17 protein-coding genes are annotated in these 16,610 nt (G+C 72.5%); 9 read left to right on the top strand and 8 right to left on the bottom strand.

The features are described 5' to 3' along the window. Positions 1–77: 77 nt before the first annotated feature. From dprA to Q1V71_RS10585, 5 genes are all read right to left on the bottom strand, one after another. Positions 78–1,109 carry a DNA-processing protein DprA gene (gene dprA / locus Q1V71_RS10605; protein ID WP_300643636.1) on the bottom strand — a complete coding sequence of 344 codons (1,032 nt, stop codon included), beginning with the start codon at positions 1,107–1,109 and terminating at the stop codon, positions 78–80. Further along, positions 1,106–1,270, bottom strand: a complete 165-nt coding sequence (locus Q1V71_RS10600) for a hypothetical protein (RefSeq protein WP_300643634.1) — start codon at positions 1,268–1,270, stop codon at positions 1,106–1,108. Before Q1V71_RS10600 ends, dprA begins: the two co-directional genes overlap by 4 nt. Before the next feature lie 13 nt (positions 1,271–1,283). After that, positions 1,284–2,312: a DUF4192 domain-containing protein gene (locus Q1V71_RS10595; protein WP_300643632.1), complete on the bottom strand. Its 1,029-nt coding sequence runs from the start codon at positions 2,310–2,312 to the stop codon at positions 1,284–1,286. A 14-nt stretch (positions 2,313–2,326) separates the two neighbouring features. Beyond that, complete coding sequence (locus Q1V71_RS10590; protein WP_300643630.1) at positions 2,327–2,716, bottom strand: single-stranded DNA-binding protein; 390 nt, start codon at positions 2,714–2,716, stop codon at positions 2,327–2,329. Between the two features lie 230 nt (positions 2,717–2,946). Continuing rightward, positions 2,947–3,402: a hypothetical protein gene (locus Q1V71_RS10585; RefSeq protein WP_300643629.1), complete on the bottom strand. Its 456-nt coding sequence runs from the start codon at positions 3,400–3,402 to the stop codon at positions 2,947–2,949. 310 nt (positions 3,403–3,712) lie between these two features. Here Q1V71_RS10585 and Q1V71_RS10580 point away from each other — a divergent pair, with 310 nt between their 5' ends. From Q1V71_RS10580 to Q1V71_RS10550, 7 genes are all read left to right on the top strand, one after another. Further along, complete coding sequence (locus Q1V71_RS10580; protein WP_300643627.1) at positions 3,713–5,299, top strand: ParB N-terminal domain-containing protein; 1,587 nt, start codon at positions 3,713–3,715, stop codon at positions 5,297–5,299. A 117-nt stretch (positions 5,300–5,416) separates the two neighbouring features. After that, entirely contained in the window at positions 5,417–6,421 is a 1,005-nt protein-coding gene (locus tag Q1V71_RS10575; protein WP_300643625.1) for a DUF932 domain-containing protein, read from the top strand. A 77-nt stretch (positions 6,422–6,498) separates the two neighbouring features. Continuing rightward, on the top strand, positions 6,499–6,783 hold the full coding sequence (locus Q1V71_RS10570) for a hypothetical protein (RefSeq protein ID WP_300643623.1): 285 nt from the start codon (positions 6,499–6,501) through the stop codon (positions 6,781–6,783). Next, complete coding sequence (locus Q1V71_RS10565; RefSeq protein ID WP_300643621.1) at positions 6,780–7,016, top strand: hypothetical protein; 237 nt, start codon at positions 6,780–6,782, stop codon at positions 7,014–7,016. Before Q1V71_RS10570 ends, Q1V71_RS10565 begins: the two co-directional genes overlap by 4 nt. Beyond that, complete coding sequence (locus tag Q1V71_RS10560) at positions 7,016–7,321, top strand: hypothetical protein (protein WP_300643619.1); 306 nt, start codon at positions 7,016–7,018, stop codon at positions 7,319–7,321. Before Q1V71_RS10565 ends, Q1V71_RS10560 begins: the two co-directional genes overlap by 1 nt. After that, positions 7,318–7,563 (top strand): hypothetical protein, encoded by a 246-nt coding sequence (locus Q1V71_RS10555; RefSeq protein WP_300643617.1) that lies wholly within the window; start codon positions 7,318–7,320, stop codon positions 7,561–7,563. The genes Q1V71_RS10560 and Q1V71_RS10555 overlap by 4 nt, the downstream gene beginning before the upstream one ends. After that, positions 7,560–7,931: a hypothetical protein gene (locus Q1V71_RS10550; protein ID WP_300643616.1), complete on the top strand. Its 372-nt coding sequence runs from the start codon at positions 7,560–7,562 to the stop codon at positions 7,929–7,931. The genes Q1V71_RS10555 and Q1V71_RS10550 overlap by 4 nt, the downstream gene beginning before the upstream one ends. 61 nt (positions 7,932–7,992) lie before the next feature. Here the strand turns inward: Q1V71_RS10550 and Q1V71_RS10545 are convergent, their stop codons facing one another. Both Q1V71_RS10545 and Q1V71_RS10540 read right to left on the bottom strand, forming a co-directional pair. Next, positions 7,993–8,520 (bottom strand): hypothetical protein, encoded by a 528-nt coding sequence (locus Q1V71_RS10545; protein WP_183595610.1) that lies wholly within the window; start codon positions 8,518–8,520, stop codon positions 7,993–7,995. Continuing rightward, positions 8,501–8,887: a hypothetical protein gene (locus Q1V71_RS10540; RefSeq protein WP_300643613.1), complete on the bottom strand. Its 387-nt coding sequence runs from the start codon at positions 8,885–8,887 to the stop codon at positions 8,501–8,503. Before Q1V71_RS10540 ends, Q1V71_RS10545 begins: the two co-directional genes overlap by 20 nt. Before the next feature lie 313 nt (positions 8,888–9,200). On the opposite strand from Q1V71_RS10540, the gene mobF reads away from it, so the two are divergent. Both mobF and Q1V71_RS10530 read left to right on the top strand, forming a co-directional pair. Then, entirely contained in the window at positions 9,201–15,110 is a 5,910-nt protein-coding gene (gene mobF, locus Q1V71_RS10535; protein ID WP_300643611.1) for a MobF family relaxase, read from the top strand. Between the two features lie 66 nt (positions 15,111–15,176). Then, complete coding sequence (locus Q1V71_RS10530; protein ID WP_300643609.1) at positions 15,177–15,668, top strand: hypothetical protein; 492 nt, start codon at positions 15,177–15,179, stop codon at positions 15,666–15,668. Here the strand turns inward: Q1V71_RS10530 and Q1V71_RS10525 are convergent. Next, positions 15,665–16,471, bottom strand: a complete 807-nt coding sequence (locus tag Q1V71_RS10525; RefSeq protein ID WP_300643607.1) for a M48 family metalloprotease — start codon at positions 16,469–16,471, stop codon at positions 15,665–15,667. The genes Q1V71_RS10530 and Q1V71_RS10525 overlap by 4 nt on opposite strands. Positions 16,472–16,610 lie beyond the last annotated feature (139 nt).

Below are 16,610 nucleotides of genomic sequence, written 5' to 3'. Positions count from 1 at the left end.
CCGGGCCTAGGAACTCTCAGCAGAGTAGGTGCGGATCCCGACACGAATCGGGTTATCCACAGGGGGCCGCGGAGGGGTCATCGCCGCGGTGTGGCGGACGGTGATGCGCCCGCAGGGACCGCCTGCGGGCCGGACCGCACCGGACCGGGGACGAACGACTCGTCGACCAGGTTTGCGCCGTCGCCGGCGGCCCGGGCGGCGTGGGTCATGACGTCGGTGACGACGTCCTGAGCGTTGGCGACCGCGCTGGCAGAGCCGAGCCGGGTCAGCTGGTTGACGCCGGTGGACGCCACGCTGCTGACGGGGCCGGGGACGCCCATGAGCGGCCGGTGCAGGTTGGTGGTCCAGTGGGCGGTGTTCATCGCGCCGCTGCGTACGGCTCCCTCGACGACCACGGTGCCCTCGGCGAGGCCGGCGGTGATCCGGTTCCGTGCCAGGAATCGGGTCCGGGTTGGTCCGGCGCCCGGCGGTGCTTCGGAGACGACCAGGCCGCGTTCGGCGATCGCCTCGAGCAGTTGGGCGTGCGCGGCCGGGTAGGGCCGGTCCACGCCGCCGGGCATGACCGCGATGGTCGGGCCGCCAGCGAGGAGAGCGCCACGATGTGCGGCCTGGTCGACGCCGAACGCGGCGCCGCTGATGACGGTGTGGCCCATCATCGCGAGGTCGCGGCTCAGCTCGGTGGCCTGTTCGGTGCCGTAGCTGGTCGCGGCTCGGGAGCCGACGACCGCGACGGCGTTGCCGGCGAGGTGGCGCAGGTCGTGCGATCCGAACACCCACAGGCCGACGGGTTCACCGCCGCGGCCGTGGAGGGCGCCGGCGCCGGCGAGTGCGGCGAGCTGGGTGGGCCACTCGGCGTCGCCGGGGACGATGAAGCGGATGCCGCGGGCGGCTGCCTGCTCGAGCACCTGGGCGGGGTCGACGCGGCCGAGTTCCTGGGCAAGAGCGAAGCCCCAGTGGGACTCGACCTCGGCCGCGGCCTCGAGGTAGCCGAGGACCTTGCCGGCGCCGAGCTCGCTGACCAGGCCGGTGACGCGGAGGTCGCCGGGCTCGATCACCCGGCTCAGGGTCACTCTGGCGAGCCGGTCGGCCTCATCGACGTCGCCGCTCATGCCTGGCCTCCCCACAGCAGCTCGAGGTCGGGTTCGTGGATGACGTCGAGGCGCTTGTCTGGGGCGTAGGCCGCGGGCTCGGGCACCACCAGGCGGCGCAGCTGGCGCTCAGTGGCGCTGGGCTGGGCCTGAGTGGTCGGGTCGGTGTCGTCGTGGTTCATTGCGGTTTCCTCCTCAGCGGCCCGGGACGGGGCGGTCGGTGGCGGGCCGGGTGCCCGGTAGGTCGCGCTGCTGGCTCGGAGGCTGAGGGACGAAGGACTCGTCGAGCTCGCCGGCGAGGTCGCGCATCTGCGTCTGGTACCTCTCCCACTCGCGCGGGTGGATGCCGTTCTGCAGGGCAGAGGCGACGATGGCGGCCATGGAGTAGGGCCGGTCGGCGGGTACCTGGTCCAGCGCGCACCAGGCCTTGGCACCGTCGCCGTGCAGCCAGCTGGCGAAGCCGAGCATGGAGGCCGGCGCCGCGCGGACCTCGTCCGGCGCGCGGCGAGTGAGGTCGTTCCAGATCGCCATGTGAGAGGTGTGGTTCTCCCGGTTCATGTCCTCCCAGAGCGCGTCGCGGGTGTTGATCGTCTCCAGCGCGACGAGCATCCGGGCCCCGTCGACGTCGGAGAGCCGGTTGCCGTCGGCATGGAACTGCTCGAGGCGGTCCAGTGCCCAGTCCTGCTCAACGGCGGGGCTGCTGGCGGCGGCTGCTGCTCGAGCTGCGGGGATCAGCTGGGCGATCGGCTCGCGGTCACCGACCATGGAGGCCGCCAGTGAGGCGCGGTTGGCCGCCGGCTGTGCGGCGCCGGTGAGCACCGTGGCGGCCGCGATCCGCTCGGCGGTCGCCTGGGTCTGCAGCCCGGTCTGGCCGGTGTTGAACTCACGCCACCGCTCGCCGTCGGCCCACAGCCGGATGTGGGTGGTGATGCCCACGGTCTCGAGGCGGTTGGACAGATGCTGGCTGGCCAGCTCAGCGCTGCGGCGGTCCTCGGTGAAGCAGAGGATCGCCAGGCGGGCTCCGGGGCGGGCGTGGCGGCCGTACGGGCCGCTGAGGGCGTCCCACACTTCCTCACGGTCTGCGGCCGTCTTCGGCAGGTCGACGCGGGTGATGGGGAGCCCGGGCCGGAAGGGCACGAGCACGATCGACTCCTCCGGCTTGAAGCCGAGGACGTGCGGCACCGCGGCCAGCAGCTCGTCCGGGGACTGTACGACGAGATCCATCGGAGCGAACCTCCTCAGCTGGCCTGGGCCGTGTGGGGGGCGCGCTCGATGCGCGCGGAGACGTACTTGAGCGACAGGCCGACCTCGCCGAAGCGGTTGTCGACGACCACGACGTCCTTGGTGCGCTTCTCGCCGGTCTCCTTGTCCGGCCACGTCTCGGTGCGCTCGAGGCCGTGGACGAAGATCGGGTCGCCGGATCCGCAGCTGTCGTGCACGTGGGTGGCGGCCGAGCCGAAGATCTTGACGTTGTGGGCGGTGGGCTCGTCGTTGACCCACTCCCCCTGGTCGTTCTGGGTCCGGCGGTTGACCAGGACCCGGCAGCTGACGAACGGCTTGTTCTCGCGGGTGTAGAGCAGCTCTGGCGCCTCGGCCAGGTTGCCGGCGAAGGTGACGGTGGTCGACATGACTTCCTCCTAGGTGACGGCGAGGACGTTGAGTCCCGCAGTCACCTAGGTCCCGTCGGGGTCCGGCAGCGATCACATCTGTCGAACTTTGTTGCTCGAGCTCGCGTGCGCCCGGTCATCCCCACGGCGCACGAAAGCGCCCCGACCGGCTCTCGGGTACCGGATCGGGGCGCTGGGAAAGCGCGCTAGGACCAGGTGCCGACCCAAACTGCCGGCGTCGTCCTCGCCGGCTACCGTGCCGGCCGGCGCCGCGGCGGGCGGTTGCTGAGCTTCTGCGGTGGCGGGGGCAGGTCTCGGCCCAGCCGCCGGCGGGCCTCCTCGGCCGCGGCGATGACTGCCTCCTGGGCGAACGCGGAGCGGGCGAGCATCCGGCCGAGCTCCTGGCGATCGGCCACGAGTGCGTCTTCGACCGCCTCGATGGTCGAGGCGGGCAGGTCGTGCTTCTTGTTGAAGCTCTTGCGGGTCACGCTGACCAGGGCGGGATGGTTCTCGCAGGCGGCCGCGAGCTCGGCCCGCTTCTGCGGTGAGCGCTTGGCGTGCACCTCGAGCGCTTGGGCGAGCCATCCGACGAACGAGCCGGGCGAGTCGGCGTCTTTGTCCAGGTCGGCGATGTAGGCCGATCGGGCGAGGTCCCACACGCCGGGCTTCCAGTAGATCCCGACCGGGATCGTGGTCTGGCTCGTCACCGGATCACTCCCCTGGCCTCGGCCGCCGGCGTTGAGCTGCAGCGGCTAACACCAACGCCGCTGCATTCCCGGTCGGGCCCTGCGCAGCCGTTCCCACCCTCGCTCGATTCCTTCCGTTCCAGCCAGCTACGAGGTGCAGCTGCGCCGCGCCGCCGCAGCGGAGTCCGCGCCCGGAGAGGCCGGGGTTATCCCCACCCTCACCGGGTGCCCACCTTTCCACAGGTTCGCCCTGCGGCCCGGTAGACGTCGGTCCCCGTTGGGAGACTAGGTCATGTCAGTTCTTTCTATTCTACTCATGGAGGACAGCAGCATGACCGACACCATCCAGGCCCCCGCCGACACCGCCGCCGACGAGGTCACCGAGGTCGTCCAGGCCGAGGAGTTCCTGTACCTCGACCCCGCCGACATCATCATCGGCACCAACGTCCGGACCGACCTGCGCGCCGACCACAAGGAGTTCCGCAAGTCGATCAAGGAGCGCGGCGTGCTGGAGGCAGTCACGGTCTACCGCAACGAGGACGGCCAGTACGTCCTGCTGCGCGGCCAGCGCCGCACCGTGACCGCCGCCGAGGTCGGCACCCCGACCGGGCTGATCCCGGCCCGTGTCGTACCCCGGCCCGCCGACGCCGACCGGATCGGTGACCAGATGGTCGAGAACATCCACCGCGCCGGGATGCGCGAGGCCGAGATCGTCGCAGGCGTGGAGCAGCTGGCCCTGCTCGGCGTGAGCGCCGCGCAGATCGCCAAGCGCACCAGCATCGACCGCCCGACCGTGAACGCCGCCCTGGCGGTCACCAAGGCCGACCAGAGCCGCAACCGGCTCGACTCCGGCGACCTGACCTTGGAGGAGGCCGCGATCTTCGCCGAGTTCGAGCACGACCCCGAGGCCGTCGAGCGACTGGAATCCGCCAAGCGGTGGCGGCGCTCGCTCGCCCACGAGGCCCAGCGGCTGCGCGACGAGGCCGCAGAGCGCGAGGCCGACGCCGCCGAGGTCGAGCGGCTGCGCGCCGAGGGCCTGCCGGTGCTGAGCGCCGAGGAGTTCGAGGAGGCCGACGAGGTGCTGCGCATCGAGCGGCTGGTCACCGAGGACGGCGAGCCGCTGCCCGAGGAGGAGTGGCCGAGCGTCCCGGGCGCTCGCGTCCACGTCGTGAAGGAGTGGGTCTACCCCGAGGACGAGTACGACGAGGAGAGCGAGGACGGCGACGAGTCGGAGGACGAGGACTACGTGCCCGCCGAGCCCCACCAGCAGTACGTGCCGGTGTGGGTCGTGACCGACCTCGCCGCCTCCGGTCTGCGCCGTCGCGGCGCTTCCGGCAGCACCACGGGCGACAGCAGCGACGAGGGCGAGAGCGAGGCGCAGGCCGAGGCCCGCCGCGAGGAGCGCCGCCGCGTGATCGCCAACAACAAGGCCTGGGCGAGCGCGGAGACGGTGCGCCGCGAGTGGCTGGCCACGTTCGTCGCCCGCAAGACCGCCCCGAAGGGTGCCGAGGCGCTGATCTGCGAGGCCGTCGTCACCGGACACCACTCGCTGAGCAAGGCCATGGACCACCGGCACCCGATGCTGTTCACGCTGCTGGGCGTCGACCGTCCGACCGGCTACTACGGCGCGGGGCACGACGAGTGCCACAAGATCGCGACCAAGGCGAGCACGCCGAAGGCCGCGACCATGACCACGCTCGCCGCCGTCATCGCCGCGTGGGAGGCCACGACCGGCAAGCACTCGTGGCGCAACCCGACCGCGTGGGATGCCCGCGTGCTCGGCGCGCTCGTGGAGTGGGGCTACCAGCCCAGCGAGGTCGAGCGGATCCTGCTCGGCGAGGAGCCGCCGTCGAGCACCGGCAGCGACGAGCCGGAGGACGAGGCCAGCGACGCCGAGGCCAGCGACAGCGCCGCCTGACCGGCCCCCACTCCCCCACCTGAGGGCGGTTCTTCCTGTGGAGAACCGCCCTCAGTGGAATAGAAACCATAGACTGAACTCAGTTCGTTTGATCCGCTACCCGGGAGGACCCCCGACATGTCACACGAGATCGAGACCCACGGCTCGCAGGCCGCCGCCGTCTTCGCCCGCAAGGACGCCTGGCACCGCCTGGGCACCACCGTCCGCGACCGCGCGTTCACCGCCGAAGAGGCCATGCGACTCGGCCACCTGGGGGGCTGGGACGTCCGCAAGCTGCCGCTCACCACCGCCGAGGTGAGCGAGGGCGGCGTCACCGCGATCGAGGTTCCCGGCTTCGCCACGGTGCGCACCAACCCGTTCACCGGCGAGCCCGAGGCGCTCGGCGTCGTGGGTGGCGGCTACACCCCGCTGCAGAACGAGGACCACGCCGAGTTCCTGAACCTGCTGGCCGACGAGTCGGGCGCGATCTTCGACACCGCCGGGTCGCTGCGCGGCGGGCGGCAGGTGTTCATCACGATGCAGCTGCCCGACTCGCTCACCGTCGGCGGCACCGACCGCGTCGACCTGAACATCGCCGCGCTCAACAGCCACGACGGGTCCAGCGCGTTCCGCATCCTCGTGACCCCGGTCCGCGTCGTGTGCGCGAACACCCAGAGCGCGGCCCTGCGCAACCACGAGTCGTCGTTCTCGATCCGGCACACCCGCAACGCCAAGGCCGCTGTGCAGGCCGCCCGCGACGCGCTCGGGCTGACCTTCACCTACGTCGACGCGTTCCGGGTCGAGGCCGAGCGGCTGATCCAGCAGACCATGACCGACGCCGCGTTCGACGCCCTGATCGACGCCACGTTCGGCAAGGCCGAGGCCAACGCAACCGAGCGAGTCCGCGAGACCGAGCGCCGTCGCCGCTCCCGGCTGCACTGGCTCTTCGCCGACGCCGAGACGCAGGCCGGCATCCGCGACACCGCGTGGGCCGGCTACCAGGCCGTGGCCGAGTACGTCGACCACTACGCCCCGGTCCGCACCAAGGGCGACGAGCAGACCGCCCGGGCCGCGCGGGTGCTCACCAGCGACGACCCCGACCGGATCAAGCGCCGCGCCTGGACCGCGCTCGCCCCGGCCTGACCGACACGCCAGTTCCTCCGGTGGCGGGCTGAGACCCCCGAGTCCGGCCCGCCACCGGCCCAACCGAAGGAGGAGCCATGACCGACACCACCACCACCCACACCACGGCGCAGGCCGCGCCCGTCGAGTGGCACGCCGTGGACGCCGACGACCGCTGGCCGGGTCGCTGGACCGCACACACCGCCAGCGTGCACGCACACGGGCGGACGTACCTGATCCGGATCACCCCCGGCGACCACGCGACCTACCTCGCGCCGGGCTTCTACGCCGACATCGACGGCGGCTACGGGCAGCGCTGGGGGATGCGCACCGCGACGCTCGACGAGGCCAAGCGCCGCGCAGTCGAGGACGTCCTGCGATGAGCCAGCCGACCGCCACCCCCACCGACGTCGCGGCCAGCGCGGCCAAGGACCGGCACACCCTCAGCGAGACGGCCTGCGACCTGATCGTCATCGAGCACCGGCTGCGCGACGTGCGCCGGTGGACTCCCGAGAGCGCCCGCGCCCACTTGGACGCGGCCCTGTCCAGCGTCGCCACGGGGCTGGACGCCCTGCACGCCGAGTACGCCACCCGCACCACCGAACAGGAGCAGTGATGACGGAGCAGACCCAGCCGGACCCGACCGGCACCGTGATCAGCGAGCGCGGCCAGCGCCGCATCCTCGCCGCCATGATGAAGATGCCGTACGCCGCCAGCAGCCGCGTCCCGAAGCCGTGGACCGCGATGGGCGAGACGGTCACCGCCGGTGCCGTCGTGGCGTTCCTCGACGGCCTCGCCGAAGTCCTGGCCGAGGTCGGCGCCGAGAACGACCAGCACCGGCGCCGCTTGTTCTCGCTCGAGGCCGACGTGGAGGCGTTCCGCCGCCTGATCGGCGCCGCACCCGCCGAGGTGACCCCGTGAGCGCGCACACCGCCTGGCTGGCCGCCCGCGAGACCAGCCTCCAGGTCTTCACTCCCGGCGAGGACTGGGTGGGAGCCGGTGAGCACCGTCAGCCGGTCCTGACGCTCGCCGGTGACGACGTGGTTGCGATCCAGGGCACGCCTGCCGAGTTGCGGGCGCTGGCTGCCCGCATCAGCGTCGTCGTCGCGGCCGCGTCCACAAGGCTCGACCGCTCGACCGACCGGGAGGACCAGCCAGCATGAGCGACGACGCCACGCTCCGCGCCCTTGAGGCCCGCGCCACCCCAGGCCCGTGGACACCTCACGGCGACAAGATCCGCGCCACCGCTGCCGACGCCCTGCTCCCGGACAACATCCTCGTCGCCTACGCCGGTGCTCACTGGCAGCGGCTCGGGATCAAGAAGTACCCGCGCGGGGGCGACGTTCCCGAGCACGCGCCCGACGTGGAGTTCATGGCCGCTGCCCGCGACGCCCTGCCCGACCGCCTCGACCGTCTCGACCGCATCCGCGCTCTTCACGCCAAGTGGGGCGAGCAGTCGCCCGAGGACGCGGACGGCTACCTCGACCTGTGGGAGACGCTCGGTCGGCTCCTTGACGGCGAGCCAGCCTGACCAACAACCGCAAGGCCGCCCGCACCATCGACGGTGCGGGCGGCCTTCTGCGTCCGGCTGGTCACCACAGGGTCAGTTGCTCGCCCAGCAGTTCCTGCAGCCGCGCGAGGTCGTCGGCCACGAGCTGCGGGTCCTCACGCGCCAGGTCGCGCAGCTCCCGCGCCCGCCGACGTGGCCCGCGCGGGTCGGCCAACGGGCTGTAGGGCAGCCGTCGCTGCACCGACCACTCGCGCCGGTTCTGCGCCGCGCTCGACACCACAACGTGATCGGGCGCGATCCGCTGGCACAGCGGGTTGTGACAGCGATGCCCGAGCAGCCGCGCCTCCGCGAGCGCGTCCACACCGTGCATGACCGCGTACGCGAACCGGTGCGCGATGATCACCCGCCCCGGCGCGTACCAGAACCGGCCATGACCGCCGCCGTCCGTGCGCTCGCGCTCGGACCGACCGGCCACCGCGCCGGTCCACCACAGGCACTCACTGCCCGGCACCGTGGCGACCTTCGCCCGGTACCGCGTGAGCACCGCCGGATCGGCGATCGCTGCCGCGACCGCCGCGAGGCCGGCGTCATCAAGCCGCCGAACCGGCACCCGCTCCCCCGCTCCCGGCAGTCGCGAGCGCGGTCGTGCCGTCGCCGTCCTGCTCGCCGTCGTCCTCGGCCTGGGACTCACTGGCGAGCCGCCGCAGCCGCGTGGCCTCCCGGACGCTCACGGTCTCGCCGCACCACTCGACGGCCTCGCTCAGGGACAGGCCCTCGCGCTCGGTCAACTCCCGCAGCGCAGCACCGGCGCGCTTCTCGGTCTCGGCCACTGCCGCGTCTCGCTCACCGATTGCGACCATGACCTGCTCGGCCAGGTCGATCACCCGGCGCTCTCGCTCCTCGCGCTCCTTGCGCCGCTTCTCGGCCATCTCCCGTGCCGTACGCCGCGCCTGCTGCTTGATCGTCTGCTGACTCATCCGGTCCTCACTCGTGTCGACATGGACTCTGACAGTCACCTACGACATTTCCCGGTCCCCGAGCGATCACCGAACCCCAGAATCCTTCGAAATCCGCTCCCCCACCGACCCAGCCGAACCCGTCCAGCCAGCCCGATCCGAACCCGACGCCCCAGCCGTCACCGACTCCCCTCAGCGTCCCCCCGATTTCTCGCGACCGACGAAGTGCCACACACCTCTTGCATTCTCGGTTTGCCGAATAGAAAGAACACATCAGAAATCCGGCCGAAAGTGATCGCCTGCCACGCGCGTGCGCACGTAGGTGACCGTGACGATGAGCCTCCACAAGCTGACGGCCGGGTCGGGGTACGACTACCTGACCCGCCAGGTCGCAGCGATGGACGCCACCGACAAGGGCCACACCGGGCTGGCGAGCTACTACACCGAGAAGGGCGAGACGCCCGGCGTGTGGCTCGGATCGGGCATGGACGGCATCGAGGGACTCGACGCCGGCGACATCGTCACCGCCGACCACATGCAGAGCCTGTTCGGCTCCGGACACCACCCGCTGGCCACCCAGCGGACCAAGGAGCTGGACCTGCGCATCGGCCGCGACGAAGCCGGCCGCCCGACCGAGGCCGACTACAAGACCGCGGTCCGCCTCGGCACCCCGTACAAGGTCTACGACAACGACATCAGCCCGTTCCGGATCGAGGTCGCCAAGCGCATCGCGGCCCTCAACGAGGCCGCCGGCCTGCCCGGTGACTGGCCGGTCCCCGCGGCCGACCGGGCCAAGATCCGCACCGAGGTGGCCGCGGAGTTCTTCCGTGCCGAGCACGGCCGCGACCCGGCCGACGCCCGCGAGCTCGCCGCCACGATCGCCAAGCATTCCCGCCCGAAGACCAACGCGGTGGCCGGCTACGACCTGACCTTCTCCCCGGTCAAGAGCGTCTCGGTGCTGTGGGCGATCTCCGACCAGAAGACCGCCGCGGTGATCGAGCGAGCCCACCAGGCGGCGATCAAGGACGCCCTGGACTTCATCGAGTCCAAGGCCCTGTTCACCCGCCAGGGCACCAACGGCGTACGTCAGGTCGACGTCCGCGGCCTGATCGCCACCGCGTTCACCCACCGCGACTCACGCGCCGGCGACCCCGACCTGCACACCCATGTGGCCGTGGCGAACAAGGTCCAGACCCTCGACGGCAAGTGGCTGGCCATCGACGGGCGACCGCTGCACAAGGCGGTCGTCTCGGCCTCGGAGACCTACAACACCGCGCTCGAGCGGCACCTGGTCGACGCCCTCGGCGTGCGTTTCGAGGAGCGCCCGAACGAGGACGCCCGCAAGCGGCCGGTGCGCGAGATCGTCGGCGTCGACCCCGAGCTGAACCGCCGGTTCTCCAAGCGCCGCGCCAGCGTCGAGGACCGCCGCAAGGTCCTCGCGGCCGCCTTCCAGGCCACCCACGGGCGGCCGCCGACGCCGGTGGAGACCATCCAGCTGTCCCAGCAGGCAACGCTGGAGACCCGCGAGGCCAAGCACGAGCCCCGCTCGCTGGCCGAGCAGCGCGAGACCTGGAACCGCGAGGCCGTCGAGGTCCTCGGCACTCCGCAGCGGGTCAAGCAGATGGTCCACGGCGCCCTCAACCCGAAGGCAGCGGCCCGGTCCCTGGCCGACTCCGCGTGGTTCGCCAAGACCACCGACCGAATCGTGTCGACAATGGAGGGCGGCCGCAGCACTTGGCAGTACTGGCACGTCTACGCCGAGGCACAGCGGCAGGTCAGGGGCGCCAACGTGCCGACCAACCAGGTCTCCCAGGTGGTCGACCTGCTGGTCAGCGAGGTCCTCGACGGACGCTCGGTGAGCATGGCCCGCCCGTGGGACACCATCAGCGAGCCGGCCGAGCTGTGCCGCGCCGACGGCGCCTCGGTCTACACCCAGAGCGGCGCCGAGATGTTCACCTCGAGCAAGGTGCTGGGCGCCGAGGAGCGCCTGGTCGCGGCCGCCGGCCGCCACGACGGGTACGCCGTCTCGACCGACTCGGTCGACCTGGCGCTGCTCGAGTCGACCGCCAACGGCATCACCCTCAACGCCGGTCAGGCCACCCTCGTCAAGGAGATGGCCACCTCCGGGGCACGGCTCCAGCTCGCGATCGCGCCCGCCGGATCGGGCAAGACCACCGCGATGCGGGCGCTCGCCAGCGCGTGGGCTGACGGCGGCGGCACGATCATCGGCCTCGCACCGTCGGCCGCGGCCGCGGACGCGCTGCGCTCGCAGATCGACACCCAGACCGACACCCTGGCCAAGCTCACGCACTCGCTGCAGGAGGCCCGCGAGTCCGGCGCCGCGATGCCCGCGTGGGTTGCCGGCATCGACTCCTCCACGCTCGTGGTCATCGACGAGGCCGGGATGGCCGACACCCTCTCCCTCGACGCCGCGGTGTCCTACATCCTCGAGCGTGGCGGCAGCGTGCGCCTGATCGGCGACGACCAGCAACTCTCCGCGATCGGCGCCGGCGGCGTGCTGCGCGACATCCGCGCCACCCACGGGGCGCTGCAGCTGACCGAGCTCGTCCGGTTCAAGGACCCCGCCGAGGGTGCCGCCTCGCTCGCGCTGCGCGAGGGCAAGGCCGAAGCGCTCGGCTTCTACCTCGACCGCGACCGGGTCCACGTCGGCGACCTGGCGTCGATGACCGAGGAGGTCTTCGCCGCCTGGCAGGCCGACCGCGCGACCGGTCTGGACTCGATCATGCTCGCCCCCACCCGCGACCTGGTCAGCGAGCTGAACCAGCAGGCCCGCGCCCACCGGCTCGACGGGATCGACCCGGCCGACCGCGCCAGCCTCGGACCGGTGCGCCGGCTGGGCGACGGCAACGAGGCCTCGATCGGCGAGCTGATCATCACCCGTGAGAACGACCGTCGGCTGCGCACCTCAGCCACCGACTGGGTGAAGAACGGCGATCGCTGGCACGTGCTGGAGATCCACGATGGCGGCGACCTGACCGTCCAGCACACCCAGCACGGCCGCACCGTGCGGCTGCCCGCCGACTACGTCGCCCGATCCACCGAGCTCGGCTACGCGTGCACCGTCCACACCGCCCAGGGCGTCACCGCCGACACCATGCACGGCCTGGCCACCGGCACCGAGTCGCGCCAGCAGCTCTACACGATGATGACCCGCGGCGCGCACGCCAACCACGTCTACCTCGAGGTCGTGGGCGACGGAGACCCCCACTCGGTGATCCACCCGACGCTGGTCCGACCGCTCACCCCCACCGACATCCTCGAGTCGATGCTGGCCCGCGACGACGCCCAGCGGTCCGCGACCAGCCTGATCCGCGAGCAGGCCGACCCGGCCACCCGGCTCGGCGAGGCCGCCCAGCGCTACCTCGACAGCCTCTACGTCGCCGCCGAGGACCTCCTGCGCCACGAAACCATCACCGCGGCCGACGGGACGACGCTCAACGTGGTCGACGCGCTCGACAGCGCCGTCGAGACGCTCGTCCCGGGGCTCTCGGAAGAGGCAGCGTGGCCGACCCTGCGCGCCCACCTGCTGCTGCTCGGCGCCGCCGGAGAAAACCCCGTCGACGCGCTCCGGGCCGCCGCCGGCGACCGCGAGCTGGAGACCGCGCACGACCGCGCCGCTGTCCTGGACTGGCGCCTGGACGCCTCCGGCCTGCGCAACGCCGGCACCGGACCGCTGCCCTGGATGCCCGCGGTCCCGGCCCGCCTGGCCGAGGACCCGCACTGGGGTGCCTACCTCGCCCAGCGTGCTCACCTGGTCACCGAGCTCGCCGACCAGGTGAGCACCCGCGCAACCGAGCAGGCCGACAAGGGCGCGCTGCCGGTCTGGGCCCAGAACGGCATCCGCCCCGAGACCGCCACCATCGCCGACGTCGAGGTCTGGCGAGCCGCCATGCAGGTCCCCGGCGACGACCGACGCCCGACCGGCGCGCCGCAGCTGCAGAAGATCTCCGCGACCTGGCAGCGGCGACTCAACAAGTCCGTCACCGGAGACCACACCCCGGCACTCAAGGAATGGCGCCAGCTGCTCTACTCGCTGGCCCCGCAGGTCCGCGACGACGAGTTCACCCCGCTCCTGGCCGAGCGTCTCGCCGCGATGTCCCGCGCAGGCGTCACCGCCCACGAACTGCTGCGCACCGCCACCGCCCCCGACCACCCGGCCGGCCCGCTGCCCGACGAGCACGCCGCAGCGGCCGTGTGGTGGCGCATGGCCCGCCAGCTGACCCCGGCCGTCGCCGCCCAGATCGGCGACGGTTCCCACGGCGAGAGCGTCACCACCGAGTGGACTCCCCGACTCGCGGAGCTGTTCGGCCCCGAGCGCGCCGCAAGCATCCAGGCCAGCACCTGGTGGCCCGCTCTTGTCTCGAACGTCGACCACGGCGTTCAGCGCGGCTGGCAGGTCGACGCCCTGCTGGGTGCCGGGCGGGCGATGCCGAGCGACGGCTGGGACGGCGTCGACGAGTGCCAGGCGCTGGTCTGGCGGACCTCGATCGCGCTGGAGACCGCACCCGACGAGCACGGGCACGAGGTCCACTTCGACGAGCCGCCGGCCGACCTGTGGGAGGGCGTGGATCCCGACCCGGCGGCGTTCGTCGACCACCCCGACGACGTCCCGTGGCCGCTGACGGAGGACCCCGGCCCGGAGCACGAGCCGGTCGACGAGGGCCAGTACGACGAGCACCAGGTCAACGCGCTCGAGGCGGCCGACGAGGACCAGTACGTCGAACCCGACCTCACCCTGTCGGCCTACATCCGCGACCTGGGCGGCACCCGTCTGGAACCCACCGATGCCGACCTCCGGCTCATGTACCAGCGGGCCGAGGAGTGGCAGTCCTCCCCCGTCTCACGTGAGCGCATGGTCGAGATCAACGACATGGCGCAGGCGTTCTTCGAGGCCCGGTTCGCCGACTCGTGGGGTCGCGACTACCTCACCGGCCGGTTCGGCGTCGACCTCGCCGGCGACGAGCGGTTCCGGCCCGGGCAGGCGCCGGCGGGGTGGACCAACCTGGTCGACCACCTGCGCGGCCGCGGCGTCAGCGACACCGAGATGATCGCCACCGGGGTGGCGACCGAGGCCAGCAACCGCCGTCTCATCGACCGGTTCCGCGACCGGGTGATGTTCCCCGTGATCCACCAGGGCGAGGTGCTCGGCTTCGTCGGCCGCCGCCGACCCGACCTCACCGACGCAGACAAGGGCGGCCCGAAGTACCTCAACACCGCCGACACCCCGCTGTTCCACAAGGGCGCTCAGCTGTTCGGCGTCGTCGACGAGCTGCTCGCCGAGGGCGCCGTACCGGTGATCGTCGAGGGCCCGATGGACGCAGTGGCCGTCACGATCGCCAGCGCCGGCCTCTACGTCGGCGTGGCCCCGCTGGGCACGTCGCTGACCGACGAGCAGGCCGCCCAGCTGGCCGCCGTCGGCCGCGACCCGATCGTGGCCACCGACGCCGACCTCGCCGGCCAGGTCGCGGCCGAGCGGGACTTCTGGATGCTCACCCCGCACGGCCTCGACCCCGGCTACGCCCGGTTCCCTGACGGCCTCGACCCGGCCGACCTGCTCGCCCAGCACGGGCCCGCAGCGCTCACCGCCGCAGTGGCCAGCGGCCAGCCGGCCTTCCGATCGCTGGGAGACCATCTGCTCACCGAGCGGCTAGACAACCTCGCCCCCGAGCAGGCGCGGGTGGCCGCCATGAGGATCCTGTCGGCGCGGCCCAGCCGCGCTTGGGAGCCGGGCGTGAACCAGGTGCGGACTCGCCTGCAGCTCTCCCAAATGCAGGCCCGCCGGGACCTGCGCGACGCGGTCAAGAGCTGGGATGCCGACCCGCGGAAGGCGGCGCTGGCCGAGCTGCACAAGAGCAGCGAGGTCCGCGCACGGCTCGCGGCCGCGGCCGAGCAGACCCCGGCCGAGCGCTGGGCGCCACTGGCTCGCGAACTCGATCCGCGACTGCTCGAGCAGGGCGACTGGGCCGCCACCGCGGCGATGCTGCAGCAGGCCCACGAACAGGGTCACGACGTCGACGCCGCCACGCGCGGCCTGGTCGCCGAGAAGCCGCTGGGAGACAGCCCCGCCCGTGACCTGCGTTACCGGGTCATGTCCCGCCTCGAGCTTGCGATCGACGACACCGGCGCCGGCAGCCCGCCGTCGACCACGTCGCAGGGTGCGGCACGGGACCGGCAGGACGTCAACCGTCCGCGGCCGCCGCGCCCCGGCACTCCGCGCCGCTGAAATCGACCCGATCCCCGGTCCGGTCGCTAGCCTTGGGCGGCCCCGTCCCCGGCCGATCAAGGTGCCATGCCCGACACGAAGCAGCCCCGGCGCGCGACGCGTGCCCAGGTACGGCAGTTCCTCGCGGCCGCCGGCTACGAGGGCACTCCCCCGGACGACCTGGTGACTGAGTACGTCGACCTGGTGAGCGCCGCGGGCCGGCCCGGGCTGCCCCGGCACCGACTGGCGGTGCACCTGACTGCCCAGTCCGCGGGGTGGGCCGCGCCCGCCGTGGCGGTCTTCGAGGCCGCTCGGCGCGAGCAGCAGCAGACGCGCGCGCAGGCCTCCGCCGCGGCTCGAGACACGGCCACGCGGGACGCAGAGCGGGCCGCGGCCTATGTCGCCGGCGTGTGGGAGCGCACTGGTGCGGGACCGACCTGGACCGAGCTGGGCGACGAGCTCGGCTGGTCGCCGGCGCTGCGGGCCCGGATCATCCGCCTGCTCGCGAACGACGGGGTCCTGACCTACAGCACCCAGCCGCGGTCGCTGGCCGCGGCCGCCGGAAGGGCCGAGAGCTAGTCGCTCGGCTCGTCGACCAGGTGCCGGCGCATCGCTGCGAGCCGGGCCCGGGGGTCCGGGTGGGTCGCGAACCAGCGGAGCTCGAGCTGCGCCCACACGCGCGCGAGAGCGCCGGCCGGGAGGGGCTTCGCGACGTACGTCTCGTAGAACCGCATCAGCTCGGCGGCAGCCTCGAGGTCGCGGGTCAGGTCTACCGCAAAACGGTCGGCGGCGATCTCCTCGCGCCGGTCGAACGCGACTTGGAGGGCGAGGAACGCCACCGCTGCGCTCATCGTGGCCAGCAGCGCCGGCCCGGCCAGCCGGGGCGCGGCCACCAGTGCCGCGACCGTGAGCGCGGCACCCGCCAGCACAAGAGCCAGGTAGCCGACGAGCCAGCCGTAGCGCGCCGCGGCCGAAGAGCGCTCACGTCGGATGACGTGCGCGAGCTCGTGCGCGGCCAAGCTCTGCACCGCGGCGGGGCTCAGGCCGGTGAGGGCGGCCTGCGCGAACACCACCGTGGGCCGCCCGGCCCGGAAGCGGGTCACCGCGAGACCACCATCGCCAACCGGCCGGGCGTCGTCTCCGGTGGGCGCACCGAGGTAGGCGACGACGTCGGTGGCCGGAGGTGTGACGTTCACCAGGGCTGCGACGGCCGCCATCGCCGCGGCCGCCTGGTGCTGCAGCCCGGCGTCGACCGGCTCAGGGTGTCGGCGCGTGCGCCAGCTGGTGGCCCACGCGCCGAGGACCTTCGCCAGCGCTGTGACCACCAAGAAGGCGCCGGCGAGGTAGGCGATCGCCACGATGACAAGGAGCGCTGAGGTCACGGGATCGGCCACGTTCTACGCCGGGGTGCTGGAGGTGAGGAGAGCGCTCAGAATCGCTCCCTGACAACCGAACGGGCCCGAGTGCCCGCAAGCGGTGGTTCGGCGTCGCCCAGCGGCGTTCTGAGCCCGATTCGAGCCC

Source organism: Nocardioides sp. (assembly GCF_030149505.1).
Taxonomy (GTDB): Bacteria; Actinomycetota; Actinomycetes; order Propionibacteriales; family Nocardioidaceae; genus Nocardioides.
Note: the sequence above shows the minus strand (reverse complement) of the source record. Positions and strands in the feature narration are given on the sequence as shown.

What these genes read in the sequence shown, in the direction of transcription:
- dprA (WP_300643636.1), bottom strand. Translation starts at nt 1,109, where the DNA reads ATGAGCGGCGACGTCGATGAGGCCGACCGGCTCGCCAGAGTGACCCTG.
- Q1V71_RS10600 (WP_300643634.1), bottom strand. Translation starts at nt 1,270, where the DNA reads ATGAACCACGACGACACCGACCCGACCACTCAGGCCCAGCCCAGCGCC.
- Q1V71_RS10595 (WP_300643632.1), bottom strand. Translation starts at nt 2,312, where the DNA reads ATGGATCTCGTCGTACAGTCCCCGGACGAGCTGCTGGCCGCGGTGCCG.
- Q1V71_RS10590 (WP_300643630.1), bottom strand. Translation starts at nt 2,716, where the DNA reads ATGTCGACCACCGTCACCTTCGCCGGCAACCTGGCCGAGGCGCCAGAG.
- Q1V71_RS10580 (WP_300643627.1), top strand. Translation starts at nt 3,713, where the DNA reads ATGACCGACACCATCCAGGCCCCCGCCGACACCGCCGCCGACGAGGTC.
- Q1V71_RS10575 (WP_300643625.1), top strand. Translation starts at nt 5,417, where the DNA reads ATGTCACACGAGATCGAGACCCACGGCTCGCAGGCCGCCGCCGTCTTC.
- Q1V71_RS10570 (WP_300643623.1), top strand. Translation starts at nt 6,499, where the DNA reads ATGACCGACACCACCACCACCCACACCACGGCGCAGGCCGCGCCCGTC.
- Q1V71_RS10565 (WP_300643621.1), top strand. Translation starts at nt 6,780, where the DNA reads ATGAGCCAGCCGACCGCCACCCCCACCGACGTCGCGGCCAGCGCGGCC.
- Q1V71_RS10560 (WP_300643619.1), top strand. Translation starts at nt 7,016, where the DNA reads ATGACGGAGCAGACCCAGCCGGACCCGACCGGCACCGTGATCAGCGAG.
- Q1V71_RS10550 (WP_300643616.1), top strand. Translation starts at nt 7,560, where the DNA reads ATGAGCGACGACGCCACGCTCCGCGCCCTTGAGGCCCGCGCCACCCCA.
- Q1V71_RS10540 (WP_300643613.1), bottom strand. Translation starts at nt 8,887, where the DNA reads ATGAGTCAGCAGACGATCAAGCAGCAGGCGCGGCGTACGGCACGGGAG.
- mobF (WP_300643611.1), top strand. Translation starts at nt 9,201, where the DNA reads ATGAGCCTCCACAAGCTGACGGCCGGGTCGGGGTACGACTACCTGACC.
- Q1V71_RS10530 (WP_300643609.1), top strand. Translation starts at nt 15,177, where the DNA reads ATGCCCGACACGAAGCAGCCCCGGCGCGCGACGCGTGCCCAGGTACGG.